Annotated in this window: 27 protein-coding genes and 2 pseudogenes; 19 read left to right on the plus strand and 10 right to left on the minus strand. The window is 74.7% G+C overall.

What is annotated here, in order from left to right:
- Window positions 1-35 precede the first annotated feature (35 nt).
- Window positions 36-125, plus strand: a pseudogene (locus tag M2302_RS23335) (DUF6228 family protein); the annotation flags it as partial.
- Between the two features lie 101 nt (window positions 126-226).
- Here the strand turns inward: M2302_RS23335 and M2302_RS23340 are convergent.
- From M2302_RS23340 to M2302_RS23355, 4 genes are all read right to left on the minus strand, one after another.
- Window positions 227-370, minus strand: a complete 144-nt coding sequence (locus tag M2302_RS23340) for a hypothetical protein (RefSeq protein ID WP_280839976.1) — start codon at window positions 368-370, stop codon at window positions 227-229.
- Window positions 371-495: 125 nt separating this feature from the next.
- Window positions 496-939, minus strand: coding sequence for an HNH endonuclease (locus tag M2302_RS23345; protein ID WP_154941475.1), 444 nt, complete (start codon window positions 937-939; stop codon window positions 496-498).
- Window positions 940-1257: 318 nt separating this feature from the next.
- On the minus strand, window positions 1258-2784 hold the full coding sequence (locus M2302_RS23350) for an FAD-dependent oxidoreductase (RefSeq protein WP_280839977.1): 1527 nt from the start codon (window positions 2782-2784) through the stop codon (window positions 1258-1260).
- 38 nt (window positions 2785-2822) lie between these two features.
- Complete coding sequence (locus tag M2302_RS23355) at window positions 2823-3314, minus strand: MSMEG_6728 family protein (RefSeq protein WP_280839978.1); 492 nt, start codon at window positions 3312-3314, stop codon at window positions 2823-2825.
- An 88-nt stretch (window positions 3315-3402) separates the two neighbouring features.
- Between M2302_RS23355 and M2302_RS23360 the strand changes: the two genes are divergently transcribed.
- Window positions 3403-5181, plus strand: a complete 1779-nt coding sequence (locus tag M2302_RS23360) for an NAD-binding protein (protein ID WP_280839979.1) — start codon at window positions 3403-3405, stop codon at window positions 5179-5181.
- 6 nt (window positions 5182-5187) lie between these two features.
- On the opposite strand, the gene M2302_RS23365 is transcribed toward M2302_RS23360, so the two are convergent.
- Both M2302_RS23365 and M2302_RS23370 read right to left on the minus strand, forming a co-directional pair.
- Window positions 5188-6426: an APC family permease gene (locus M2302_RS23365; protein ID WP_280839980.1), complete on the minus strand. Its 1239-nt coding sequence runs from the start codon at window positions 6424-6426 to the stop codon at window positions 5188-5190.
- A 10-nt stretch (window positions 6427-6436) separates the two neighbouring features.
- Complete coding sequence (locus M2302_RS23370) at window positions 6437-7204, minus strand: phosphatase PAP2 family protein (RefSeq protein WP_280839981.1); 768 nt, start codon at window positions 7202-7204, stop codon at window positions 6437-6439.
- Window positions 7205-7314: 110 nt separating this feature from the next.
- On the opposite strand from M2302_RS23370, the gene M2302_RS23375 reads away from it, so the two are divergent.
- Window positions 7315-8526: a DUF4032 domain-containing protein gene (locus M2302_RS23375; RefSeq protein ID WP_280839982.1), complete on the plus strand. Its 1212-nt coding sequence runs from the start codon at window positions 7315-7317 to the stop codon at window positions 8524-8526.
- A gap of 145 nt (window positions 8527-8671) precedes the next feature.
- On the opposite strand, the gene nagA is transcribed toward M2302_RS23375, so the two are convergent.
- Genes nagA through M2302_RS23390 form a run of 3 tightly spaced genes read right to left on the minus strand, consistent with a single transcriptional unit; the run spans window position 8672 to window position 11639 of the window.
- The gene (gene nagA / locus M2302_RS23380; RefSeq protein WP_280839983.1) at window positions 8672-9781 is read right to left on the minus strand and encodes an N-acetylglucosamine-6-phosphate deacetylase; all 1110 of its coding nucleotides are present in this window, start codon (window positions 9779-9781) and stop codon (window positions 8672-8674) included.
- A 2-nt stretch (window positions 9782-9783) separates the two neighbouring features.
- Window positions 9784-10713 carry an ROK family protein gene (locus M2302_RS23385; protein WP_280839984.1) on the minus strand — a complete coding sequence of 310 codons (930 nt, stop codon included), beginning with the start codon at window positions 10711-10713 and terminating at the stop codon, window positions 9784-9786.
- Window positions 10710-11639, minus strand: coding sequence for a sugar isomerase (locus tag M2302_RS23390; RefSeq protein WP_280839985.1), 930 nt, complete (start codon window positions 11637-11639; stop codon window positions 10710-10712). The genes M2302_RS23385 and M2302_RS23390 overlap by 4 nt, the downstream gene beginning before the upstream one ends.
- A 199-nt stretch (window positions 11640-11838) precedes the next feature.
- Between M2302_RS23390 and M2302_RS23395 the strand changes: the two genes are divergently transcribed.
- The 16 genes and pseudogenes from M2302_RS23395 to M2302_RS23470 all read left to right on the plus strand — a co-directional run bounded on the left by M2302_RS23395 (window position 11839) and on the right by M2302_RS23470 (window position 22757).
- On the plus strand, window positions 11839-12624 hold the full coding sequence (locus tag M2302_RS23395; RefSeq protein ID WP_154941489.1) for a DeoR/GlpR family DNA-binding transcription regulator: 786 nt from the start codon (window positions 11839-11841) through the stop codon (window positions 12622-12624).
- A gap of 122 nt (window positions 12625-12746) precedes the next feature.
- Window positions 12747-13757: an ATP-binding cassette domain-containing protein gene (locus M2302_RS23400; protein WP_280839986.1), complete on the plus strand. Its 1011-nt coding sequence runs from the start codon at window positions 12747-12749 to the stop codon at window positions 13755-13757.
- Window positions 13754-14770 carry an ABC transporter permease subunit gene (locus M2302_RS23405; protein WP_280839987.1) on the plus strand — a complete coding sequence of 339 codons (1017 nt, stop codon included), beginning with the start codon at window positions 13754-13756 and terminating at the stop codon, window positions 14768-14770. The genes M2302_RS23400 and M2302_RS23405 overlap by 4 nt, the downstream gene beginning before the upstream one ends.
- Before the next feature lie 136 nt (window positions 14771-14906).
- On the plus strand, window positions 14907-15371 hold the full coding sequence (locus M2302_RS23410) for a DUF3263 domain-containing protein (protein WP_280839988.1): 465 nt from the start codon (window positions 14907-14909) through the stop codon (window positions 15369-15371).
- Between the two features lie 158 nt (window positions 15372-15529).
- The gene (locus tag M2302_RS23415) at window positions 15530-16429 is read left to right on the plus strand and encodes a hypothetical protein (protein WP_280839989.1); all 900 of its coding nucleotides are present in this window, start codon (window positions 15530-15532) and stop codon (window positions 16427-16429) included.
- 154 nt (window positions 16430-16583) lie between these two features.
- A complete protein-coding gene (locus tag M2302_RS23420) occupies window positions 16584-17093 on the plus strand; it encodes a GNAT family N-acetyltransferase (RefSeq protein ID WP_280839990.1) in 510 nt (169 codons plus the stop codon).
- 287 nt (window positions 17094-17380) lie between these two features.
- Window positions 17381-17806, plus strand: a complete 426-nt coding sequence (locus tag M2302_RS23425; RefSeq protein ID WP_280839991.1) for a hypothetical protein — start codon at window positions 17381-17383, stop codon at window positions 17804-17806.
- Between the two features lie 2 nt (window positions 17807-17808).
- The gene (locus M2302_RS23430) at window positions 17809-19017 is read left to right on the plus strand and encodes an SRPBCC family protein (RefSeq protein WP_280839992.1); all 1209 of its coding nucleotides are present in this window, start codon (window positions 17809-17811) and stop codon (window positions 19015-19017) included.
- A gap of 35 nt (window positions 19018-19052) precedes the next feature.
- Window positions 19053-19238 (plus strand): annotated as a pseudogene (gene gvpJ, locus M2302_RS33175) (gas vesicle protein GvpJ); the annotation flags it as partial.
- A 208-nt stretch (window positions 19239-19446) separates the two neighbouring features.
- The gene (locus tag M2302_RS23440) at window positions 19447-20223 is read left to right on the plus strand and encodes a GvpL/GvpF family gas vesicle protein (RefSeq protein ID WP_280839994.1); all 777 of its coding nucleotides are present in this window, start codon (window positions 19447-19449) and stop codon (window positions 20221-20223) included.
- A 3-nt stretch (window positions 20224-20226) separates the two neighbouring features.
- Entirely contained in the window at window positions 20227-20583 is a 357-nt protein-coding gene (locus M2302_RS23445; RefSeq protein ID WP_280839995.1) for a gas vesicle protein GvpG, read from the plus strand.
- A gap of 5 nt (window positions 20584-20588) precedes the next feature.
- Window positions 20589-20939, plus strand: a complete 351-nt coding sequence (locus M2302_RS23450) for a gas vesicle protein (RefSeq protein WP_280839996.1) — start codon at window positions 20589-20591, stop codon at window positions 20937-20939.
- Between the two features lies 1 nt (window position 20940).
- Window positions 20941-21309 carry a gas vesicle protein GvpJ gene (gene gvpJ, locus M2302_RS23455; protein ID WP_154941509.1) on the plus strand — a complete coding sequence of 123 codons (369 nt, stop codon included), beginning with the start codon at window positions 20941-20943 and terminating at the stop codon, window positions 21307-21309.
- Window positions 21293-22114, plus strand: a complete 822-nt coding sequence (locus M2302_RS23460; protein ID WP_280839997.1) for a GvpL/GvpF family gas vesicle protein — start codon at window positions 21293-21295, stop codon at window positions 22112-22114. Before gvpJ (M2302_RS23455) ends, M2302_RS23460 begins: the two co-directional genes overlap by 17 nt.
- A complete protein-coding gene (locus tag M2302_RS23465; protein ID WP_280839998.1) occupies window positions 22108-22392 on the plus strand; it encodes a gas vesicle protein in 285 nt (94 codons plus the stop codon). The genes M2302_RS23460 and M2302_RS23465 overlap by 7 nt, the downstream gene beginning before the upstream one ends.
- On the plus strand, window positions 22389-22757 hold the full coding sequence (locus tag M2302_RS23470) for a gas vesicle protein K (protein ID WP_280839999.1): 369 nt from the start codon (window positions 22389-22391) through the stop codon (window positions 22755-22757). The genes M2302_RS23465 and M2302_RS23470 overlap by 4 nt, the downstream gene beginning before the upstream one ends.
- Window positions 22758-22787: 30 nt before the next feature.
- Here M2302_RS23470 and M2302_RS23475 read toward each other — a convergent pair whose 3' ends face one another.
- Entirely contained in the window at window positions 22788-25139 is a 2352-nt protein-coding gene (locus M2302_RS23475) for an AAA family ATPase (protein ID WP_280840000.1), read from the minus strand.
- Between the last annotated feature and the right edge of the window lie 15 nt (window positions 25140-25154).

Here is a 25154-nt window from a genome sequence, read left to right on the forward strand (position 1 = left end):
ACCTGATGACGTAGACGGATCGCCTGTCGGGCCCGTGGCGGGCGTCGATCACGACCTGGCTCGAAGCCGGCGAGCAGATGAGCCGCCTCGCCGCGGACCTCCGCGAGTTCCTGCCCAAGCCGTGAGTCGTCCACGACATCAGGTCTGTAGCGTCCGCAGCCCCTCTCCGGCGTCGGCCCGCAGGGGCGGCAGTGAGCTCCGGCGGTGAGGACGTGTTGGGGGTCCGTCAGCCGCCGGTCCCCGAAGCCGGCGGAGTCGAAAGCGACGTGACGAGCCTGAGTAGTTCGAGGCGGGCTTCGCCGGCACCCGCCGGGTGGTCGCGCTGCGCGCCCTGCTCGCGTACGCCGTCGGCGCGATCCAGCTCGAACACCTGGGCCCGCTCTCGGGCAGCGGCACGGACGCGATGGCGGGACTGTCCCCGGCGGAGGGACCGGCGGGCGCCGCGCCGGAGGTGTACCCCTCCGACGCGGCCCCCTGTGCCCGCCGGCCGGCGGGTCACCGCCCGGCGAACGCGGCCCAGCTCGGCGTCACCGGCTCGCGCCGCAGCGGCATGCCCGCCTCGGCCGGCGTCCGGTCGCCCTTGCGCTGGTTGCAGGCGTAGCAGGCGGCGGTCGTGTTCTTCCAGGTGTTCCGGCCGCCGCGCGAGCGGGGCAGGATGTGGTCGATGGTGCTGGCCGGGCCGCCGCAGTACGCGCAGCACCGGTCGTCGCGCCGCAGCACGGCGGCACGGGACCAGGCCGGCCCGGCGTGGAACCGCCAGCGGGTGACCACGTACCGGACGAGGCGGACCACCCGGGGAACCGGGAAGACCCCGATCACCTGGTCCGGCTCGGCCTCGTGGATCTCGGCGACCCGGCGGCACAGCATCCGGATCGCGTGCTGGACGGTGACCCGGTGCAGCGGGCCGAGGTCGGCGTTGATGACGAGGACGGCGTCCACCGGGCTCTCCCTTCACGATCGGCGGCGGACCGGGCCGGACAGCGAAAAGCCGCCCGGTCCGGCTGGGGACGGGCGGCTGGAGCGCGTGCGGGCACGCGTCAGTCGGGCCACCCGTCCCGGGGACCTTCAGCTCGGCAACCATCGAGCGGCAGCGTCGACCACGCGCACGTGACGTGCGACAACGACATGACTGACTCCCGGCGGGCTGGTTGACCTTGCGCGATCACGGTAGGGCGGTCCCGGGCGGGCCGGCAACGCATTTCGATGCCCGCCCGGGCCGGCTCAGCCGGAGACCGACCAGACCGACGGGCCCAGCGCTCAGCGTCGGGCCAGCAGCCCGCGCGGCCGGACGGACCGGACCGGCTCGGCAGCCCCGCCCTCGGCCCGCATGATGTGGTTGGCGGCGATGATGCCGGTGGCCGCCGCACGCTCCATCAGCGCGCTCGGGAACTCCGTCCGGATGCCGTCGCCGGCCAGGTAGAGGCCGTTCGCGTCGGTGCGTACCCCCGGCCGGTCGGCGTGGCTGCCCGGGGTGAACGCCGGGGCCTGGGCCTCCACCCGGGCGCGCAGCTCGCGGACCCGCAGCCCGGCCGCCTCCGGCCAGAGCGTGGTCAGCTCGACCCGCATCCGCTCGGCCAGCTCCTCGGCGGGCACGCCCTCGTCGCAGGCGTACGCGTGCAACTCCACCACCGAGCCGCCGGTCCGCTCGGCCCACCGGCGGGAGGAGTTCTCCAGCCGGTGGTAGAGGGTCACCGAGTCCAGGGTGGGCTGCCGGGACACCCCGCTGAACACCGCCCGGTCGGCGCGGACGTCCCCGTCCATCCAGTACCGCGCCACCGCGTACGGCGGACCGGGCCGGCCGAACGCGGGCATCCGCGCCACCAGCCGGGGCGCCGCCCCGGGCAGGCCGGGGGAGGCCGCGACCAGGGCGGCCAGTGCGGGCGGGTCGACGGCGAGCACCACGTGCGCGGCGCGGTACGCCGAGCCGTCCGCGGTCCGCACCCGCCAGCCACCGGGCTCCCGGTCCAGCCGGGTGACGGCGGCCTCGGTGACCACCCGGCCGCCGTGCTTCTCGACGTGCCGGGTCAGCGGCTGCCAGATCGCCGTCGCGTAGTCCTCGTCCGGGCAGTCGAAGGCCAGCCCCTCCGGGTTGCCGAGCAGGTAGAAGTGGAACTGGGCGATCATCTCGGCGGCCGACATCTCCGCCTCGCGGTTGAAGAACGAGTGCGAGAAGACCTCGAAGAGCATGGCCCGGGCCCGGTCCGGCAGCTTCAGCGAGGTCAGCAGCTGGTCGGCGGTGGTTTTGTCGAACTCGGCGTAGGTGCGTTCCGGGTGGTAGCCGAGCAGCGGCAGCGCGGCGTCCCGGTCCATCCGGCGCAGGTCGGCCAGGCGCAGGCTGGGGCTGCGCAGAACGAGGGCGAGCAGGTTGAGCGGCGCGGCCGGCGGCAGCCGGCCGAACTCCTCCGTCGGCCACTGCCCGCTCAGGATCGGGTACCCGGGGATCGGCTTGAGGAAGCCCAGGCCCGGATCGACCCGGCGCAGGATCGCCCGCCAGTTGTAGTACTGCCGGAAGAATGCGTGGAACCCGTGCTCGACGAGCTGGGTGCCGTCGGTCAGGGCCACCGGCCAGGCGCCGAGCCGGCCGCCGAGCGTCGGCGCGGCCTCCAGCACGGTCACCGCCACGCCCCGCTCGGCGAGCACCACCGCCGCGGACATGCCGGCGATCCCGCCGCCGACCACCACGGCCTCGACCGGGCGCGGCACGCGGGGGGCGCCACCGCCGCCGGGGTCGACCACCCCCTGCCGTACGCCGATGAGCCGGCCCAGCATCTGTGACAGCGCCATGTGCACCTTCCCGGCCGAAGAAATCTCAGTCTGCCCGGTCAGCCCTCTGACGGGAGCAGACAGCGCCGTTCCCGGTCCGAGGCGGGCCAGACGTACTCCAGGTCGGGCGGGATGTCGCCGAACTGCGGCCGGTAGTGCTCCGGGTCCTTGCGCAGCAGCGACGAGCGGTGGCTCAGGTGCAGGTCCTCCCGGCCCAGCCAGGGTGGCAGCTCGCCGGCCCCGGCCAGCTCGGCCTGGGTCCGGATCCGCTCGATCCCGCAGGCGGCGTTCAGGTCGGTGGTCATGGTGCCGGCGCAGGTGTCCGCCCGGCCCGGCTCGCACCAGACCGCGCACATGTCCAGCCCGTACCGGGTCAGCGCCTCCTCGTAGCCGGCCCACATCTTCACCGCCGGATGGTTGCGCCAGCCGTAGGTGGGCCGGGTCAGCCCGCGCAGCACCTGGATGGTCTCCACCCGTTGTTTGCCCAGCCGCTTCTGGTCCAGCGTCCGGGCGCTCGCCAGGAAGTCCGGGTACGGGAGGAACGTCTGCATGCCGCTGCACTACCCGCCGCACGCCCCGACATGCGCTTCATGATCAGCGGGGCTGCGCCCGGTGCGACCGGCTGACTACGATCCGGTCATGGCGGAACCCCTGCGCGACCGCGCGCGCCGCGCGACCGGCTGGCGGTTACGGGCCAACGGCGAGACGCGGCCGCACTACGTCGTCTGCGGCAACGACCCGCTCGCCTACTGGGTGGTCAAGGCGCTGCTCGCCACCGAGCTGGCGCAGGGCCGGGTCCGCATCACACTCGTGGTGCCCGAGCGCCGTCGCTCCGAGGGGCCGGACGGCCGCGACGTCGACGGCATCCAGGTGGTCCGCGCCGACCGGCTCGACGAGGCCGCCTTCCGCCGGGCCGGCCTGGCCGGCGCGGACGGGCTGGCCCTGCTGCACCAGGACGACGTGGGCAACATGCACGCGGCGCTCTGCGCCCAGGAGGTCGAGCCCCGGCTGCGCCTGGTGGTGCGCATGTTCAACACCAGCCTGGCCAACGGCCTGCGCGAGCTCTTCCCCGACTCGGCGGTGCTCTCCGACGCCTCGATCGCCGCCCCCGCGTTCGTGGCCGCCGCTCTCGGCGAGGTCGCCCCCACCCATTTCCGGCACGCCGGGCGCACCCTCTACGTGGCCCGTCGCGAGGACGTACGCGCCGGCGACGTCGTCTGCGGCCTGGCCGTCACCACGGATCCGGCCCTGGTCCGCGTGCTGCCGGCCGACGAGCCGGTGGCCGACGTGGTGCTCGCCGAGGCGACCGGCCAGCCGGCCGGCACCGAGCTGGCGGCCCGTCGGCTGGTCCGGGCCCGCCGCCGCCGGCAGCCGGTCGCGGTGCTGCTCCGGGCGGTCCGCAGCTTCGCCACCCGCAAGATCGGCATCGCGGTGATGGTGCTGCTCGGGGTGATCGCGGTGCTCGGCTGGCTCAACTCCCGCGCGGTGGACGTGAGCTGGACGGAGGCGCTCTACCTGACCCTGGTCACCACGCTCAGCGGCCAGGACCCGGACGTCAGCAAGCCGGCCGCCGCGCAGATCATGCAGGTGGTGCTCAACCTCGCCGGGCTGGCGCTGATCCCGCTGATCACTGCCGTGGTGGTCGACGGCATCGTCAACGCCCGGCTCGCCCTGCACGCCGGCCGGATCCAGCCGCAGCGCACCGGGCACGTCGTGGTGGTGGGGCTGGGCAACATCGGCACCCGGGTGATGGCCCAGCTGCGCGACTTCGGCGTCGAGGTGGTCGCGATCGACCGGACCGCCGAGGCGCGCGGCGCGGCGCTGGCCCGTCGGCTGGGCGTACCGCTGATCGTCGGGGACGCGGCCCGGGAGGAGACCCTGCGGTCCGCCTCGGTGGAGACCTGCCAGGCACTGGTGGTGGTCTCCACCGACGACGGGGTCAACCTGCGCGCCGCGCTCAACGCCCGGGGGCTCAACGCCGAGCTGCGGGTGGTGCTGCGGCTCTTCGACGGCGACTTCGCCGAGCGGATCCAGCAGGCGTTCGGGATCGGCATCTCGCGCAGCGTGTCGTACCTGGCCGCGCCCGCGTTCGCGGCGGCGCTGCTGGACCGGGCGGTGATCGCCACCATCCCGGTCGACCGGCACGCGCTGCTGGTGGTGGAGGTGCCGGTGGTGGCCGGCGCGCCGCTGGACGGCCGGCCGCTGGCCGCCGTCGCCCGCCCCGGCGAGGTGCGCCTGCTCGCACACACCCGGGTCGGGCAGCGGACGGACTGGTCCGCCGACCCGCGCATGGTGATCAACTCGGGGGACCGGCTGACCGTGGTCGCCCGGCGGGCCGGGCTGAGCGCGCTGCTGCGCGAGACCACCCCGCCGCTGCCCGCGGCCAGCACTCCCACCCCCCGCGAGCCGGAGGACTGACCCGGGTCAGCGGGCCCGGTGGCGCAGCGCGTACCAGGTGGCGCCGAGGGCCAGCACGCCGAAGCCGGCGAGCACGCTGGCCGGCGGCAGGTTGACCGCCAGCAGCAGGCAGCCGGCCAGCCCCGCGGCGGCCAGCGCCCGTACCGGCAGCTTCCGGGCCCGATCCCGGCCGAGCGTCAGCGCCGACGCGTTGGTGATCGCGTAGTAGACCAGCACGGTGCAGCTGGAGAAGCCGATCGCGCCGCGTACGTCGCCGAGCGCGACCACCAGGATCACCACGGCGGCCACCGCCAGCTCCGCCCGGTGCGGCACCCGGTGGACCGGGTGCACCGCGGCCAGCGCGCCGGGCAGGTCGTGGCGACGGGCCATCGCCAGCAGGGTCCGGCCGACGCCGGCGAGCAGGGAGAGCAGCACCCCGGTCACCGCGACGGTCGCCCCGGCCCGGACCAGCCAGGCCAGGTCAGGCAGCCCGGCGGCGGCCACCACGTCGACCAGAGGCGCGGCCGAGGCGGCCAGCCGGTCGGCCCCGAGCACGCCGACCGCGACCACGGCGAGGAGCAGGTAGACCGCCAGCACCACGCCGAGGGCCAGCGGCACCGCCCGGGGGATGGTCCGCTCCGGGTCGCGTACCTCCTCGCCGAGGGTGGCGATCCGGGCGTACCCGGCGAAGGCGAAGAAGAGCAGCCCGGCCGCGGTGAGCACGCCCCGGACCGAGCCGCCGGCTTCGGTGAGCCGGTCGAGCCGGACGTCGCCGGCCGCCACCCCGGCCACCGCGACCAGGGCCAGCACCGCCAGCACCACGACCACCAGGAGCTTCGTCGCGGCGGCGGTCTTGCCGATGCCGCGCAGGTTCACCACGGTCACCGCGACCACGGCGGCGACGGCGACCAGCCGGGCCTGCCCGGGCCAGAGGTACGCCCCGATGGTCAGCGCCATCGCCGCGCAGCTCGCCGTCTTGCCGACCACGAATCCCCAGCCGGCCAGGAAGCCGGCGAACGGGTTCAGCCGCTCCCGCCCGTAGACGTACGTGCCGCCCGACTCGGGGTAGCGCGCGGCCAGCCGGGCCGAGCTGGTCGCGTTGCAGAAGGCGATGAAGCCGGCCAGCGCCAGCGCGACCAGCAGCCCGGCGCCGCCGGCCGCGGCGGCGGCCGGGGCGAAGACCACAAAGACGCCCGCGCCGAGCATCGACCCCAGCCCGATCACCACCGCGTCGGGTACGCCCAGCCGGCGCCTCAGTCGCTCCACCGGCAGCAGGCTAGGTGATCGAGGTGAACGGACGGTCCCAGGCGCGCAACCGGCCGGGAAGGGGCAGGTCGTCCCAGGGCACCCGGTGCAGCAGCCGGTCCAGCAGCAGCCCCAGCAGCAGCCCGGCCACCGAGTCGGTCAGCCAGTGCCAACCCAGGTAGGTGGTGGTGGTCAGCACCACCAGCGGCGGCACCACCCGGACGACGGTGACCAGCCAGGTCGGCAGCCGCCGGCCGAAGGTGCGCAGCAGCGGCGCGATCAGGAGCGCCAGCACGCCGTACCAGACGATCGCGTTGGCGACGTGGCCCGACGGGTAGGACTGCGCGTAGCTGACCGGCAGGTCGTGCTGGAACAGCGGCAGGGTCCGCTCGGGCGGCAGGAAGGGCTCCTTGACGCTCGCGCTGGGGGCGGGGCGGGCGGTCCACACCTTCAGTGGCCCGATCGTCAGGTAGGTCAACGCGAAGGCGGCCACCGGGGGCAGCACCGGGCGGACCGAACGCAGCCGGACCGCCAGCAGCACGCCCAGCCCGGCGGCGAGGAGCGTCAACGGGGTGCCCTGGCCGAGGAAGTTGAACACCCGGGCCACCCAGTACGCCGCCGCCGGCCGGTGCTCCCCGGCCCAGTCGGCGACCGCCCGGTCGATGCCGAAGAAGTGGCCGGTGGCGAGCGCCACGGTCAGCCCGACCAGCCCGGCCAGCAACAGGGCGTCCCACCACCAGCCGGCGGGGCGTACCCGCGGTGGTCGGGACGCGCCGCGTACCGTCGTGGTCTCCCGCACGCGATCACGCTACCGGCCGCGGGCGGCGACCGGCCGGCGCGGGCCGTGGCGGCTGTGTGCCGAGCCACGAAGGGAAGCGTTGGGCGGGGGCACCCTTCACACTTGTCCCCGTGCGGATCACCTCGGCCCTCGTCGACCCGGCGCTGCTCGACCTCCCCTGGTCGACGCCGCTGGAGCAGTGGCCTGCCCAGCACCTGGTGGCGCTGCCCCAGGGCATCTCCCGGCACATCGTCCGGTTCGTCCGGCTCGGCGATTACGTGTACGCGTTCAAGGAGACCCGCGAGCGGATCGCCGAACGGGAGTACGACCTGCTCCGTGCCCTGGAGCGGATCGACTTCCCGTCGGTCGAGGCGGTGGCGATCGTCGCCGACCGGCAGACCGAGGACGGGGAACCTCTGGAGTCGGTGCTGATCACCCGGCACCTGCAGTTCTCGCTGCCCTACCGGGCGCTCTTCTCGCACACCCTGCGACCGGAGACGATGAGCCGGCTGCTTGACGCGCTCGCCGCGCTGATCGTGCGGATGCACCTGACCGGCTTCTTCTGGGGCGACTGCTCGCTGTCGAACACCCTGTTCCGCCGGGACGCCGGCGCGTTCGCCGCCTACCTGGTGGACGCCGAGACCGGCGCCCTGCACAGCTCGCTCTCCAACGGCCAGCGCGGCGAGGACCTGGAGATCGCCCGGGTCAACATCTTTGGCGAGGCGCTGGACCTCCAGGCCGCCGGGCTGCTGCACGAGTCGATCGACCCGGAGGTGGTCTGCGAGGAGGTCGTGCAGCGCTACGAGCGGCTCTGGCACGAGATCACCTACGAGCAGCAGGTCGAGCGGGAGGCCCGGCACGACATCGAGGGGCGGATCCGCCGCCTCAACGAGCTGGGCTTCGACGTGGCCGAGGTGGCCCTGTCGACGGTCGACAACGGCCGGTACCTGGTCCGCCCGAAGGTGGTCGACGCCGGCTACCACACCCGGCGGCTGCTCCGGCTGACCGGCCTGGACGCCGAGGAGAACCAGGCCCGCCGGCTGCTCAACGACCTGGACGCCTACCGGGTGGAGAGCGACCTGACCGACGAGCAGCAGGCGGCCCACCGCTGGCTGACCGAGGTCTTCGAGCCGGTGGTCCGGGCGGTGCCGGCGCACCTGCGCCGCAAGCTGGAGCCGCAGGAACTCTTCGCGCAGATCATCGAGCACAAGTGGCTGCTCTCCGAGCAGGCCGGTCGGGACGTCGGCATGGGCCCGGCGGTGCAGTCGTACCTGGCCGACGTGCTGGTGCACCGCCCGGACGAGCAGGCGGTACTGGGCGTCGAGGTCCCCACCGCGGGCTGACGCGCACGGCCCCTGCCCGCCCGGTTCGATTCGCGCCCGCGGCTGCTCCGTGGCTGCTCCGTGGCTGCTCCGTGGCCTCGGCCGATTCGTCTACGACATCAGCTCCAAAGGGAGTCGACGGGGCGTGCCGCCCCTACGGAGGGGCTCAGTCCAGCCAGGAGCCGCCGCGCATCACCCGGACCACGTTCAGCTCGTCGTCGAGTACGACGAGGTCGGCGCGGAGCCCGACCTGGAGCGCGCCGAGCCGGTCGCCGAGGCCGATCGCGCGGGCCGGCGTGGTGGCCACCATGCGGACGGCGTCGGCGATCGGGATGCCGGCGTCCACGGCGTGCCGCAGCGCGGCGTCCATGGTCAGCGTGCTGCCGGCGATCGCGCCGTCGCGGGCGAGCCGGGCCACCCCGTCGGCCACGGTGACCGCCTGGCCGCCCAGCTCGTACTCGCCGTCGGGCATCCCGGCCGCGGCCATCGCGTCGGTGATCAGCGCGGCCCGCTCCGCGCCGGCGGTCGCGGTGGCGAAGGTGAGGATCCCGTCGTGCAGGTGCACGCCGTCGGCGACCAGCTCGCAGACCACGTTCGGGGCGTCCAGCAGGGCGACGATCGGGCCGGGCTCGCGGTGGTGCAGCGGCCGCATGCCGTTGAACAGGTGCGTGGCGACGCTCGCGCCCGCCGCCACGGCGGCCCGGGTCTCGTCGTACGTGGCGTCGGTGTGCCCCACCGCGGCGACCACGGCGTGCGAGGTGAGCAGCTTGATCGCGTCCAGCGCGCCGGCCCGCTCCGGGGCCAGCGTCACCATCCGCACCGCGCCCGCGCCCAGCTCGATCAGCTCGGCCAGCTCGTCGGTGGAGGGGTCGCGCAGGTACTCCGGGTTCTGCGCGCCGCACCGCGTCGCGGACAGGTACGGCCCCTCGAAGTGGACGCCGGCCAGCACCCCCTCGCTGACCAGCGGGGCGAACGCGGCGGTCGCGTCCCGCATCAGCTCGATCGGGGAGCTGACCAGGCTGGCCAGCAGCGTGGTGGTGCCGTGCCGCAGGTGGAAGGCGGCCGCCGCGCGGGCGGCGTCGGCGTCGCCGGTGGTGAAGGTGTGCCCGCCGCCGCCGTGGGTGTGCATGTCCACGAACCCGGGCACGATCCAGTGCCCGTCGCGCTTCGCCGGGTACTCGGCGACCGCGGTGATCCGGTCGCCGCTGATCTCCACACACCCCTGCCGGATCACACCGGTCGGGGTCACCACCTTGCCGTTCACCCGCAGGGCCATCACTACTCCAGTCTGTCGAGGGCGAGCAGGGCGGCGCCGAGGCAGCCGGCCTCGTCGCCGAGGGCCGCCGCGACCAGCCGCGGCTCCCGGTGGAAGGTCATCCGTTCCCGCAGCGCCGCCCGCAGCGGGTCGAACAGCCGCGCGCCGGCCCGGGCCAGCCCGCCGCCGATCACCATGGTCTCCACGTCGTAGAGCGCCTGGGCGGTGGCGAGCCCGTCGGCGAGCGCCTCGACGGCCTCCCGCCAGACCTGCCCGGCCAGCTCGTCACCGGCCGCCGCGCGGTCGGCCACCTCGGCGGCGGTCAGCGGGGTGCCGGCCAGCTCGGTGTACCGGCGGCCGACGGCCGAGGCCGAGGCGACCGCCTCCAGGCAGCCGGGCCGCCCGCAGCCGCAGGGCGGGCCGTCGGGGCGTACCTGGATGTGGCCCAGCTCGCCGGCGGCGCCGTGCGCCCCGGCGGCGGCCGAACCGCCGACCACGTGGGCGGCCGCGATGCCGGTGCCGACGGCGACGAAGAGGACGTGGCCGACGCCGCGGCCGGCGCCGAGCCGGCTCTCGGCGAGGCCACCGACGCGCACGTCGTGGCCGAGCGCCGTGGGCAGTCCGAGCCGCGTGGCGGCCAGCTGCCGCAGGGGTACGTCCCGGAAGCCGATGTTGGACGACCAGACCGCCACCCCGGCGACCTCGTCCACCAGCCCGGGCACCCCGATGCCGCAGGCGACCGGGGTCAGGCCCTCGGCGCGGGCCTTGCCGGCCAGCCCTTCCGCCACGTCCAGGATGGTGTCGACCACGGCGGCGGGGCCGCGCTCGGCGCCGGTGGGGTGCCGTTCGGCGTGCACCACGGCGCCGTCCGGGCGGACCAGCGCGCACTTCATCCCGGTGCCGCCGACGTCCAGTGCGACGACGACCGGGGCACCGTCGGGAGCGTCGGTCACGCGAGGACCACGGAGCGGCTCAGGTGCCGGGGCGCGTCCGGGTCGAGGCCGCGGCTGGTGGCCAGGGCGACCGCGAAGCGCTGGGCCAGGATCAGGTCGGCCATCGGGTCGACCGGGGTACGCCCCGCCGCCCAGCTGCCCAGCACGGTGCGGCAGCCGTGGTGGCGGCTGTGCACGAACGCCGCGCCGGTGGCGGCAACGTCCTCGGGCAGCCCCTCGGGCAGCTCGCCGAACGCCCAGACCAGCCGGCCCGGTGCGGCGATCGAGATCGGGCCGTGCCGGTAGTCCATCGCCGGGTACGCCTCGGCCCAGAAGGTGGCCGCCTCCCGGCACTTCAGCGCGGCCTCCTGGGCCAGCCCGACCGTCCAGCCCCGGCCGAGGAAGGTGGCCTGCTCGATGCGGGCCGGGTCGATCGGCAGCGGGGCCCGGACGGTCACCTCGGCGTCGGCGGCGAGCGCCTCGACGTTGTCGCCGAGGTGGGCGCGGAGCAGCGCCAGGGCGGTGGTCGCGAAGCGGGTCTGCACCACCGACCGCTCGTCGGCGAAGGGCATGGTCACCGCCGCGTCGGCCAGCCCGGTGGCAGGCGAGGCGGGGTCGCCGACGAGGACCGTGGTGGGGGTCTGCCCGCGCAGCGCGGCGAGCAGGTCGAGCACCTCGGTGGTGGTGCCGGAGCGGGTGATCGCGATCAGCCGGTCGTAGCGGCGGCCGGTGGGGAACTCGCTGGCCTGGAAGGCGTCGGTCTCGCCGTGGCCGGCGCGCTCGCGCAGCCCGGCGTACGCCGCCGCCATGAACCAGGAGGTGCCGCACCCGACGACGGCGACCCGCTCGCCGGGGCGCGGCAGGTCGGCGGCCACGGTGCCGGCGAGCTGTGCCGCCTCCCGCCAGCAGTCGGGCTGGCTCGCGATCTCCGCGTCGACGTACGCCATGAGAACTCCTCGCACAGGGCGGCGGTGCGCAATACGGCTCATTACAGCCGTCTTTCGCGCGTCATTCTGCGCGAACCCGGGCGGCCATCGCAACCAGCTCCCAGATCGCGCAGGTGGTGGTTTTGCGCCTACGTAGTTTCGCGCACTACTGTGCACGCAATCAATCACCGTTCGTGCAGAGTCAACGGAGGCCCCCGCGGTGGACCGGTACGCCAGATGGAACGCTCTGCTCGAGATGCTGACCGACAGTGGCCGGGTCAGCGTCGAGGAGGCGGCGGAGCGGCTGGACGTCTCGCAGGCCACCATCCGCCGTGACTTCGACCAGCTCGCCCAGCAGCAGATGATCACGCGGACCCGGGGCGGCGCGGTCGCCAACGGCGTCTCGTACGACCTGCCGCTGCGCTACAAGACCGCCAAGCACTCCGCCGAGAAGCAGCGGATCGGGGCGGCCGCCGCCGCCCTGGTCTCCCCGGGCACCGTGGTCGGCCTCAACGGCGGCACCACCAGCACCGAGGTCGCCCGCGCCCTGGCCGTCCGCCCCGACCTGAACACCAGCGCCGAGGGCGCCCAGCTGACGGTGGTCACCAACGCCCTGAACATCGCCAACGAGCTGCTGGTCCGCTCCCGGATGAAGGTCGTGGTCGCCGGCGGGGTGGTGCGCCCGAAGTCGTTCGAGCTGGTCGGCCCGCTGGGCGGGGCGCTGCTGCGCGAGGTCACCCTGGACGTCGCCCTGCTCGGCGTGGACGCCGTCGATCCGCAGCTCGGCGCCGCCGCCCACCACGAGGGCGAGGCGGCGATGAACAACCTCATGGTGGCCCGCGCCAAGCGCGTCGTGATCATCGCGGACTCGTCCAAGCTCGGCGGGCACGCCTTCGCCCGGATCTGCCCGGTGGACCGGGTGGAGACCCTGGTGACCGACTCGGGCGCGTCGGTCGACGTGGTGGAGGCGTTCCGCGCCGCCGGAGTCAACGTCATCTGCGCCTGAGTGTCTCGTTGATACACGGTCGGTAGCGACTCGACGCCCCGATGCATACCGGGTATTGCCCTCCGGGGTATACCGAGTATGGTGACCGCTGTCCATGAGCCAACCATCGGGGGAGGCGCAGCTTGTCGGCTGTCCTGGAGATCGAAGGTCTACGTAAGACGTACAAGAGCCGCCGGCGGGGCACCCGCAACGCGCTGGACGGCTTCGACATGCGGGTCGAGGCGGGCCAGGTGCACGGCTTCCTCGGCCCCAACGGGTCGGGCAAGACCACCACCCTGCGGACCCTGCTCGGCCTCATCCGGCCCGACGGCGGCCGGATGACCATCCTCGGGCACGAGGTGCCCGCGGCGCTGTCGACCGTGGCCGGTCAGGTCGGCGCGATCGTCGAGAGCCCGCAGTTCTTCCCGCACTTCACCGCGCGCGACACCCTGTCGCTGCTCGCCGGTGCCGGCGAGGTGCCGGTCAACCGGGTCGACGAGGTGCTGGAGCTGGTCGGCCTGCGCGACCGGGCCGGCGAGCGGGTCAGGACGTACTCGCTCGGCATGAAGCAGCGGCTCGCGGTCGCCTCGGCCCTGCTCAAGAACCCGACGCTGCTGATCCTCGACGAGCCGGCCAACGGCCTCGACCCCGGCGGCATCCGGGAGATGCGCACCCTGATGCGCACCCTCGCCGAATCCGGGATGACCGTGGTGCTCTCCAGCCACATCCTCGGCGAGATCCAGCTCATCTGCGACTCGGTCACCATCATCTCGCTGGGCCGGCGGGTCGCCTTCGGCCCGGTCGACCAGGTGCTCGCCGCGCACTCGCACGGCGGGGTCCGGGTCCGGCTGGAGGCGGCCGAGGACCTCGCCGCCGCCGCCGACCTGCTGGACCGTTCCGGCGTGTCGGTGACCCGGCACCCGGACCACCTGATGCTGGCCGGCGTGGACAAGCCCGCCTCGGTCAGCCGGCTCCTCGCCGAGCAGCACCTGTACGTCAGCGAACTGGCCCCGGTCGCGGTGGACCTGGAGAGCGTCTTCCTGGAGCTGACCGCGACCGCGCCGGTGCCCGGTCAGCACCGCCAGGTCGACCAGTCCACGAAGGTCGGTGGGTCGGACCAGGCCGGCGCCGCCGGAGGAGGTTGGGGAGCATGAGTCTCTACCGTACGGAGCTGCGCCGGCTGACCAAGCGGCGCCTGACCCGCTGGTCGGCCCTGCTGGGACTGCTGGTCCTGACCGCCGTGGTGGTGGGGGTCTTCTTCACCAACCAGAAGATCGACGCGAGTACGCGGGCCACCGCCGAGCGGGCCGCCGAGCAGCAGTGGCAGCAGGACGTCCGCAGCAACGAGCAGTATCGCGCCGAGTGCGAGAAGGCGAAGACCAGCGGCACTGCCCAGCCCGGCCAGTTCCCCGATGACTGCTCGATGATCCAGCCGCCGCCTCGGGAGGCGATCCAGGCGGACTGGTTCCTGCCCTCCACCTTCGACTTCCGCACCAACTTCGGCGACACCCTGCTGCCGCTCGCGGCCATCCTGGCGATGGTCGGGTTCGTGGTAGGCGCCTCGTTCGTCGGTGCGGAGTGGAGCACCGGCGGGATGATGAATCTGCTGCTGTGGCGGCCGAAGCGGTTGACCGTACTCCTGACCAAGCTGGCGGCGCTGCTCACCGGCCTGCTCGCGGTGGCGGTGCCCACGACGGTGCTCTGGTTCGGCAGCTTCTGGCTGGTGGCCAACCTGCGCGGGAGCACCGCGAAGATGACCTCCGGCACCTGGCAGTCGTTCGCTCTCGGCGGGCTGCGCGGGGTGGTGCTGGCCCTGGTGACCGCGACCATCGGCTTCGCCCTCGCGTCCCTGGGACGGCACACCGCGATGGCCCTGGGCGGGGTGATCGCCCTGATGGTGGTCGGCCAGTTCGGCCTCGGGATCCTCCTGGAAATGGCGGGTGTGCGGTTCGCCGCGGCGTGGCTGCTGCCCACCTATGCGCTGGCCTGGATGCAGAAGAAGGTCACCCTGGAGGACTGGGACTCCTGCCAGGCCACCTACTTCGGGGAGTGCAAGCCGGACACCCTCACCATCACCTGGCAGCAGTCCTCGGTGCTGCTGGCGGTGGGGCTGACGGTGATCCTCGGCGCGGCCCTCTGGACGATGCGGCGGCGCGACATCTCCTGACCCGCCGGCCGGGTCCCGCGCCACCGCGCGGGGCCCGGCGCGCGTCGGGTGCGTCGGACAGCGGCCCTGGTTACGCTGGGGTCCCCCCGGTCGGCGTTCGGAGTTGCCGGCCGTCCGCGCTGTGTGAGGAGCGACCATGCCCGCCGACGCGTCCGCCGCCGCCAGCGACCGGCCGGAGCCGTCCGGGCAGGCCGTCACCGACCAGCGGCCCGGGGCCGTCGTCCCCCCGCCGCGCAGCGCGCCGCCGGTCGAGGACGCCCCGGAGCCCGTCGACGCCGCTGCCGTCCTCGCCGCCATGGCGGACGACGCGCCGGAGGTCGAGGGGTTGCCGGCCGAAGCGGTGCCCGCGCAGCGCGGACCGGGGACGGCGGACACCCTGACCGAGCGGGAGCAGCAAATTCTCGCCTTCGAACAGCAGTGGTGGAAGCACGCCGGGGCCAAGGAACAGGCCATCCGGGACACCTTCCGCCTCTCCGCCACCCGCTACTACCAACTGCTCAACGCCCTGCTGGACCGGCCCGCCGCGCTCGCCGCCGAGCCGGTGCTGGTCGGGCGGCTGCGCCGGCTGCGCTCCTCGCGGGCCCGCAACCGCCGGCGCTGACCCACTTCCCGTCCGTGCGCAGGCCGCCGCCGGTGGTGGGAAGGTCGGTGACCGGCGTGTACCGGCGGGTTCGTCCGAATCCCGGTGGCGCCGGACTCGGGCATGGCGTGGGCCGGGCCGGGTAGCCGGGCTCGGACGACGGCGAGGGGAGCGGGCTGATGGTGGGACCGGAGGCGCGGCACCCGGCGGGGCACACGGTGCGGACCGTCGGCGAGGCGTACGCGATGCGGGTGCGGTCCGCCTCGGTGGCGGCGCCCGGCCGCCCGGAGAACGAGGACGCGGTGTTCCGGTTCGGTCCGCTGGTGGGCGTCCTCGACGGGGCGACCGTGCCGGAGGGCTTCGACACCGGGTGCGTGCACGGGCCCGCGTGGTTCGTCCGCCACCTGGCCGCCCGGATCGGGCTGGCCGTCGCCGCCCGGCCGACGGCGACCCTGGTGAGCAGCCTCGCCGCAGCACTGCTGGCGGTCCGCGCCGACCACGGGGACGCCTGCGACCTGGACCATCCGGGCACCCCGTCGGCGACCGTCTGCCTGCTCCGGGAGGGCGGCGACGAGATCGACTACCTGGTGCTCTGCGACAGCCCACTGGTCCTCGACGTCAGCGGCCGGGTCGAGGTGATCTCCGACGACCGGCTGGACGACGCGCTGGCCGACCTGCGCCGGATCGCGGCGGGACTGCCGGCCGGGCAGGTCGACGCGGAAACCCGGTTCCGGCAGGCGGTGCAGGTACAGCGGGCGCGGATGAACCGCACCCACGGTTACTGGGTGGCCGCGACGGACCCGGACGCCGCGTACCACGCGGTCACCGGAACCCTGCCGCTGCGCGGGCCGGACGCGGTCCGCCGGGCGGTGCTGCTCTCCGACGGCGCGTCCAGTGCCGTGGAGCAGTTCGGCCTGTTCGACTGGGCCGGACTGCTCGACCTGGTGACCACGCAGGGGCCCGGGGCGCTCATCGACCGGGTACGCGCCGCGGAGCGCGACCATCCCGAACTACTGCGCCGGCACAAGCGCGCCGACGACGCCTCGGCGGTGCTCTGCGAGTTCCCGTCCCGAACCTGAGCCGCGCGGCCGGCCGGTGCCGGCGCTGGCCGCCGACAGCGGAGCGTGACGCGGAACACCCCGATGGGACGACCGGCCGGTACCTCCGGCCGGAGGGCCATTCGCGGCCCAAAGGGCTGGACGACCGGCGGCGGTGCCGGCAGACTGCGGCACTGTGACGGGTGCGGTACGACTGGAGCCACTGGACGAGCGGAACCTGGAGCCGTTGCTCTCCGTAGCGGTGGCCGAGGCGGAGGCGGGTGACGTGATGCCCCCGGTCGAGGCGCCCGCCGGCTGGTCGCTGGCCCGTCGGGAGGCGTTCCGGGAGTTCCACCGGGCCAACTTCGCCGGGCTCGACGGTCCCACCCGCACCCGCATGTACGCGATCGTCGCCGGTGGCGAGGTGGTCGGCATGGTGCGGATGAGCCGCTGCGAGGAGCCCGGCGTGGTGGAGACCGGGATGTGGCTCGGGCGTTCGGCCCGCGGCCAGGGCCTCGGCGTCGGCGCCCTGCGCGAGTTGCTCAACGAGGCCGCCGCGGCCGGCATGCACGCCGTGGTCGCGGACACCACCCGGGACAACATCGGGGCCGTCCAGGTGCTGAAGAAATGCGGCGCGAAACTGCTCGAAAATGGCGACAAGGTTCACGCCGAAATCTGCCTCGACGCCACCCCGCCGGCATTCTGACAATTCTTCGCGAGGTTTGATCCATCTCGCGTCCTTCCTGGTCGACGCGCTCTGACTGTCCGGTTTGTGGCCTTGGTAGCCGCCTGGACGACTCCTTCCCCTCCTTGCCGTAATGGGGCCAGGAATTGCCGGGAAATGTTTTGCACCGGGGCGGGCGGGTACTGCCGGCCGGGTCCGTAACAACGGGACGTCCCGACGCAGGACCGCCGTGCGCATTTCCCCGGTGCTGGTTTCCGGCCCTCGGTGGAATCGGGTCGTCCCGACCACCGGGGAGTGAAGGAGAACCGATGAAGAGCGGAATGCGGGTCGGCCTCGCGGTCGGCCTCGGATACGTCCTCGGCCGACGGAAGAAGCTGCGTACCGCCCTCACCCTGGCCGCCGCCGTCGCCGCCGGGCGGGCCAGCCGTGATCCCCACCTGCTCAAGCGCGGCACCGACCTGTTGACCTCGGCCCCCCACCTGGCGGGCCTCGGCAAGCTGGGCAGCCCACTCGCCTCGGCCGGCAAGGCCGCCGCGGGCGCCGCCGCCGGCAGCGGGATCGACGCCATCAGCGGCAAGCTGCGCGGCAGCGCGGACGCCCTGCGCCGCAGGTCCGGCGGAGGTGGGGGCGACGACGGGCAGCGGTCCGCGCCCGACGAGGAGCAGGAGCTGGGCGACCAGCCGCAGCCGGGTGAGGGCGGCGCCGACCCGGCGACGTCGAAGCGGGGGCGGTGACCATGGCGGCCAACGATCCCGGCGCCCTGGCCAACCGGGCGAAGGAGCAGCTCGGCGCCGACCTGCGGGACCTGGCATCCGCGATCGGCGAGCGGGCCGTCTCGGTGGTCACCGAGCGGATCACCGGCGCCACCGGCCGGCTCAGCGAGTACGCGAAACAGGGCGGCGGCCCCGGCCTGATCGCCGCCGCCACCGGCGCACAGCAGCTCGCCGAGGGTAAATCCCCCATGAAGGCCATGTTCCGGGCCGGCCTGGCCGGCGGTAAGGAGAAGGTGATGTCGGCGTTCGGTCGTGGCGGCGGCAAGGGTGGCAAGGGCGGCGGCAAGAAGCTCAAGGTCACCAACATCGTCGAGACGATCGAGGTCGGCGTGCCGGTCCGGGTCGCGTACAACCAGTGGACCCAGTTCGGCGACTTCCCGAGCTTCATGAAGAAGGTCGAACAGGCCGACTGCGAGTCCGACGAGAAGATGACCTGGAAGGCGCAGGTCTTCTGGTCGCACCGGAGCTGGGAGTCGACCATCGTCCGGCAGATCCCGGACCGGCTCATCCACTGGCGGTCCAAGGGTGAGAAGGGTTCGGTGGACGGCACCGTCAGCTTCCACGAGGTGGCCCCCGAGCTGACCCGCATCCTGGTGGTCCTGGAGTACCACCCGCAGGGGCTCTTCGAGCACACCGGCAATCTCTGGCGCGCCCAGGGCCGACGGGTCCGGCTGGAGCTGAAGCACTTCGTCCGGCACGTGATGACCAACACCGTGCTCGACCCGGACTCCGTCGAGGGCTGGCGGGGCGAGATCGAGGACTCCCAGGTGGTCAAGGACCACGAGAGCGCGCTGCGCGAGGAGCAGGAGGCCCGCGAGGAGGAGGAGCGGCGGGGCCGGGCCGCGGAGGCCGAGGAGCAGCCGGAGGAGCCCGAGGAGGAGCGCGAGGAGCGCCGGCCCGCCGAGCGCGCCCGCCGTCGACCGCCGGAGCGCCGCCGGCCCCCGGCGGACGAGTACGACGCGTACGACGAGGGCGAGGACTACGACGAGGGGTACGACGAGGCGGAACCCGAGGAGGAGCCGCCGCCCCCGCCACGCCGGCGACCCGAACGGGCCCGCCGACCCCAGCCTGCGCGGGAGGAGCCGGAGCGCCCTCGCCCGGCGGCGCGACGTGCCCCGGAGCCCCCGCGTCGCCCGGTGGTCCGCCGCCGGCGTGAGGAGCGTGGCGAATGACGATCGCGACGACCGGTGGACAGGCCGGTAGCGCCCTGGAACGCGGCGGAGGCGGTGCCGGCGGGAGCAACCTCGCCGACGTGGTGGAGACGGTGCTGGACAAGGGCGTGGTGATCGACGCCCAGGTCTCGGTCGCCGTGGTCGGCATCCAGTTGTTGGAGATCAACGCCCGGATCGTGATCGCCAGCGTGGAGACGTACCTGCGGTTCGCCGAGGCGGTCGACCGGCTGAGCATCACCCCGAAGAACCAGAAGGGGCTGCCCGACCTGGTGGGGGACGCGGCCGGTGCGGCGACCAAGGGCAAGGCGATCTCCGGCCTCGGCAAGGCGGCCCAGGAGATCAGCGGCGCGGTGGCGGACTCGCTGGGCGACCGCGGCCGGGACCGGCAGCGGGAACGGCCACGCCGGCGCCGGGACGAGGAGCGGTGAGATGACCGACGAGCAAATTCAGCCGGGCGGCGAGCTCGGGCTGTTCATCTACGGCATCGTGCCGTCCGACGTGGAGCCGACCCCGGACGCGGAAGGGGTCGGCGACCCGCCGGGCGAGGTGGCCGCGATCCGGCACGGCGAGCTGGCCGCGCTGGTCAGCGAGGTCGGGTTGGTGGAGCCGTTGGGCCGCCCCGCCGACCTGACCGCGTACCAGACGCTGCTGGACGGGACGGCGGCCGTCGCGCCGGTGCTGCCGGTGCGGTTCGGCACGGTGGTGACCGGGCCGGACGCGGTCGAGGACCTGCTGGAGGCCCACCACGACCGGTTCGCCGCCGCCCTCGACGAGTTCGAGGACCGGGTGCAGTACACCGTGCACGGCCGCTTCGACGAGGAGGAGATGATCAGCGACTTCCTGGCCGAGAACCCCTCCGCCGCGGCGCTCGCCGACCAGGTGCGCGGCCGGCCGGAGGCGGAGAGCCGGGAAGAGCGGATCCGACTGGGCGAGATGATCAGCCAAGGGGTGGAGCTGCGCCGGGAGGCGGAGAACCGGGCGCTGATCGACACGCTCACCCCGTACGCGGTGGCGCACGCACCGCGCCCGCCGAGCAGCGAGCTGGACGCGATGAACGTCGCCTTCCTGGTCGACGCCGACGACGAGGAGGAGTTCGTCCGGGTACTGGAGGAGTTCGCCGAGCAGCGTCGGGACCTGATCCGGATGCGGCTGCTCGGGCCGCTCGCCCCGTACGACTTCGTCAGCGCGCACCAGCTGGTGGAGTGACCGGTGGACATCCTCTGGACGCTGCTGACCCTGCCGTACGCCCCGGTGCGGGGGCTCACCGCGGTGGTCAAGGTGATTGCCCGGGAGGCGGAGTCGCGGCAGTACGACCCGGCCAACATCCGGCGCGAGCTGGAGGAGCTGGACCGGGCGGCGGAGGCCGGCGACATCACCCCGGAAGAACGGGACCGGGGGCAGCAGCGGGTCCTGGACCGGTTGACCGGCGCCGGCGCCGGCGGCGGGGCGGACACCGCCGCCACGCCGGCCCGCCCGCCCCGGCGGCCACCCGCCCGCCGCCGGGCGGCGGGTCAGGCACGGCGGATGGACCGGCGGGACGACCCCGATCGACGGCGAGGGAGGTGAGCGGGATGGCCCCAGGACGCGTGCGGGGAGACGGTGACCGCGAGCGCCGGCAGGAGCCGGTGCGGCAGGACGACCGGTACGACGACGAGGACTACGAGCCGATCTCGGCCGCCGAGGCGGCCCGCGAGGGGCTGCGCCAGCTCGTCGGCCTGACCGGCAAGGACCCGCTCGGCGTCACCTCGATCCAGCCCACCGACGACGGCTGGCTGGTCGGGGTGGAGGTGGTGGAGGACCACCGCATCCCGGCCTCCACCGACCTGCTCGGCCTCTACGAGGTCGAACTCGACATGGCGGGTGGCCTGCTGGGCTACCGGCGGACGCGCCGCTACCAGCGGGGCAAGGGCGACGGGGGTTGAGATGACCAGTCCGCGGCCAGCGGTGGTGCAGAACACCGGCCAGGTGATGGGCGCCGGGCACGAGCCGGCCAACCTCGGCGACATCCTCGAACGGGTGCTCGACCGGGGCATCGTGATCGCCGGCGACATCCGGGTCAGCCTGCTCGACATCGAGCTGCTGACGTTGAAGCTGCGGCTGGTCATCGCCTCGGTGGACACCGCGCGGCAGATCGGCATCGACTGGTGGGAGCACGATCCGTGGCTCAGCTCGAAGGCCCGCCCGCCGGTCGAGCCGGGGCCGCGCGACCCGGAGCAGGTGGAGGCGGAACGCCGGCCCCGGGTGGCCCGGCGGGCGGCCGCACGGGAGGGGTGGAATGAGTACGGCACTTGATCCGGCGGTCACCGTCGGCGCCTGGCTGCACGGTGTGGTCCGCGACCCGGACCCGGCCGCCCTGGCCGCGGTCCCCGGCATGGACGGTGGGCCGGTGCGGGCCGTCCGGGCCGCCGGCCTGGCGGCGGTGGTCAGCGCCGCGCCGCTGACCGAGTACGGCGAGGAGGCGCTGCGCCGCAACCTGGAGGACCTGGCCTGGCTGGAGCGCGCGGCGCGGGCGCACCACGCGGTGGTGGACGCGCTCAGCCGGGCCGGCGCGGTGGTGCCGGCCCGGCTGGCCACCGTGCACCACGACGACACCCGGGTCGCCGCCATGCTCGCCGAGCGGCAGGCCGAGCTGGCCGCGACGCTGCACCGGCTGACCGGCCGCGGCGAGTGGGGCGTCAAGGGGTACGTGGTGCCGGGCGCCCTGCCCCGCACCGAGGCCGCCGACGGCGGGCGCGGGCCGGGCGCGGCGTACCTGCGGCGGCGCCGGGCCGAGCTGACCGCCCGCGACGAGGGGCAGCGGATCGCCGGGGAGGCCGCCGCGGCGGTGCACGCCGCCCTCGCCGGGTACGCCGCCGTCGCGCGCCGGCACGCTCCCCAGGACCGGCGGCTCTCCGGCGCCCCGACCGCCATGGTGCTCAACGGCGCCTACCTGGTGGAGACCGCCGGGGTGGCGGGCTTCGCCGCGCTGGTCCGGGAACTCGCCGACCGGCATCCGGAGATCCGGCTGGAGCTGACCGGCCCGTGGCCGCCGTACTCCTTCGTGGCGGACGGTCCGGAGGAGCCCGCGCACCCGGTGCGGCGGGAGCCGGCGTGGTGACCACCTCGCTCGCCCCGAGCAGTGCCGACGACCCGTTGGCCTACCGCCCGGTGGCGCTGGTCGACCTGCTCGACCGGGTGCTCGCCACCGGGGTGGTGATCTCGGGCGACATCACCCTGGCCATCGCCGACATCGACCTGGTCCGCATCTCGCTGCGCGCGCTGGTCGCGTCCGTCGGCGCGCTCACCCCGCCCGAGCTGCCCGAGCCGCTCGGGGAGGCGCGGCCCGGTGCGGTCGGGTCGCCCGGTGTCGTGGTGCTGCCCGGGGAGGTCGGGTGACCGGGCCGGGGCCGCGCCGGGACGAGGCCGCCGACCTGGCCGCGGCCCTCGGCGAGACGGCCGCCTGGCAGGCCCCCCGGGTGACGCCGCTGGACCGGCGGCTCGCCGTCGACCGGGACTCCGTCGAGCGGGGACTGGCCAGCCTCGTGCTCACCGTGATCGAGCTGCTGCGCCAGCTGATGGAACGGCAGGCGCTGCGCCGGGTCGACCTCGGCGATCTCACCGAGGAGCAGATCGAACGGGTGGGCGCCACGCTGATGGCACTGGAGGAGCAGATGGCCGAGCTGCGCCAGTACTTCGGCCTCGCCCCCGAGGACCTCAACCTCGACCTCGGTCCGCTGGGCCCGCTGCTGCCCACCGACTGAGGGCCCCGGACGCCCTCGACGGGTTGCCCGTCAGCGTGCCGCGTGCTTCTCCGCGTACGCGGCCAGCCAGGCCACCTGCGCCGGGTCGAGTGAGGGGCGCACCCGCCGCCGGGCGGTGGCCACGTGCCCGGCGGTGACCGTGGACGCGGCCAGCGACTCGCGCATCGCGGCCAGCGCGGCCTCCCGGACCAGCGCGGCGCAGTCCGCCGCCGAGAAGCCGTCCAGCTCCCCGCCGAGCGCGGCGAGGTCCACGTCCGGGGCGAGCGGCACGGTCCGGGACGCGGCGTGCAGGATCTCCGCCCGGGCGGGACCGTCCGGCGGCGGCACGTAGACCAGCCGTTCCAGCCGCCCGGGGCGCAGCAGTGCGGGGTCGACCAGGTCCGGCCGGTTGGTCGCGGCGACCACCACCACGTTGCGCAGCGCCTCCACCCCGTCCAGCTCGGTGAGGAGCGCGGCGACCACCCGGTCGGTCGTACCCCCGTCGCTGGCCTGGCCGCGCACCGGGGCCAGCGCGTCCACCTCGTCGAGGAAGACCAGCGTGGGCGCGGCCTCGCGGGCCCGGCGGAACAGCTCCCGGACGGCGCGTTCGCTCTCGCCGACCCACTTGGAGAGCAGCTCCGCGCCCTTCACGGACAGCACGTTCGCCCGGCCCGACCCGGCCAGCGCGGTCACCAGGTAGGTCTTGCCGCATCCGGGCGGCCCGTAGAGCAGCACGCCCCGGGGCGGCTGCACGCCCAGCCGGGCGAAGGTGTCCGGATAGGTCAACGGCCACAGCACCGACTCGGTGAGGGTCTGCTTCACCTCGACCAGGTCGCCGACGTCGTCCAGGGTGACCGAGGCCAGCTCCAGGGTGGACGCGGCCATCGTGGTCGGCCGGACCACCTCCAGCGCCGCCGTGAAATCGGCCATCGCCACCGTCGGCCGCTCGACGGCCTTCTGCCGCAGGGCCGCGCGGACCCCGGCCTCGCGCACCAGCGCGGCCAGGTCGGCGGCGACGAACCCGGGGGTACGGCCGGCGACCTCGTCCAGCCGGACGTCCTCGGCCAGTGGCACCTGCCGGGTCAGCACGGTGAGCTGCTCGCGACGCAGCGCCGGATCGGGCAGCGGGACGGTGATCCGCAGGGAGAGCAGGTCCGGGGCGCGCAGCGCCGGGTCGACCGCCTCGGGACGGGAGGTGGTGCAGACCACCGCCGCCCCGGCGCGGACGGTCTCGGCGATCGCCTGGCGGAACACGGTGGCCAGTGGACCGGGCTCCTCGGCCGGGGCCAGCGCCTCCACGTCGGTGACCAGGAGCACGGCCGGCCCGCCGGCGCGTACCTCGGTGGCGGCCTCGCGGAGCCGGCGGGCCGCCGCGTCGTTGCTCAGCGCGGCCAGCTCGGGCGCCCAGAGCGGGCGCACCCGTGCGCCGACGGCGGCGGCGACCGCCCGGACCAGCGCCGACTTGCCCGAGCCGGCCGGCCCGCTGAGCAGCACGCCGAGCGAGACGGTGGTGCCGAGCCGGCCCAGCACCTCGCGGTGGTGGAAGCCGAGGTCGAGCAGCTCGGTCAACTCCTCGGCCTGGGTCCGCAGCCCGGGCAGCTCGTCCACGTGCGGCGCCTCGTCCGCCGCGACCGTCCCGCTGCCGTCCAGCCCGGTGCCGTCGAGCCCGGCGCCGTCCAGGCCGGGACCGCTCCGGTACCGCAGCGTCCCGGTCGCGGCCTGGGGGGTGCCGTTCCGGCCCGTCCCGGTGGTGGGGTGGGCGCCCGGCGCCGAGCCGGGCGCGAGGCGGGCGGTGGTGGGGCGGGCCGGTCCCGGCGAGCCGTGGGTGGCCGGGCCGTGCTCCCAGCCGACCACGGTGTCCATGGTGACCAGCGCGCCGGCGTCCGGCTCGGCGTCCACGACGGTGAGCAGGGTGCTGGTCCAGGCGTACCCGACGGTGTTGGCGAGGCTGCGCCGCGCGGCCTCGACCAGGCTGCGCACCGAGGCGTCCGGCAGCACGTCCTGCGGCAGCAGGGAGACGTCGTCGCCGGGGGTGACCATCTTGCCCAGCAGGGCGAGCCGCAGCATCTCCGGCGACACCGCGGCCACCACCGCCACCGGCCCGCTCAGCGTCACCCGGCGGGCGGGGACCACCGGTGCCGGGCCGATCGTCACCCGGCCACCGTCGCGCAGCCCGAGGTTGCCCAGTACCAGATCGTCGGCGTAGAGCAGGGCGGCGCTCGCGGTCGGCTCGGCGGGCGCCACGATGCCGGCGGTCACCCGCCGGCCGACCAGCCGCACCGGGTCGCCGGGGCGCAGCGCCAGCGCGGTCAGCACCTCCGGGTGCAGCCGCACGATGCCCCGTCGGGCGTCCAGCGCGGCAGGCCGCAGGCTCGCGGTGAGGGTCAGGTCCGGTTCGGCCATCGCCCGAGAGTAGCG

Source organism: Micromonospora sp. A200, assembly GCF_029893845.1.
Lineage (GTDB): Bacteria > Actinomycetota > Actinomycetes > Mycobacteriales > Micromonosporaceae > Micromonospora > Micromonospora purpureochromogenes.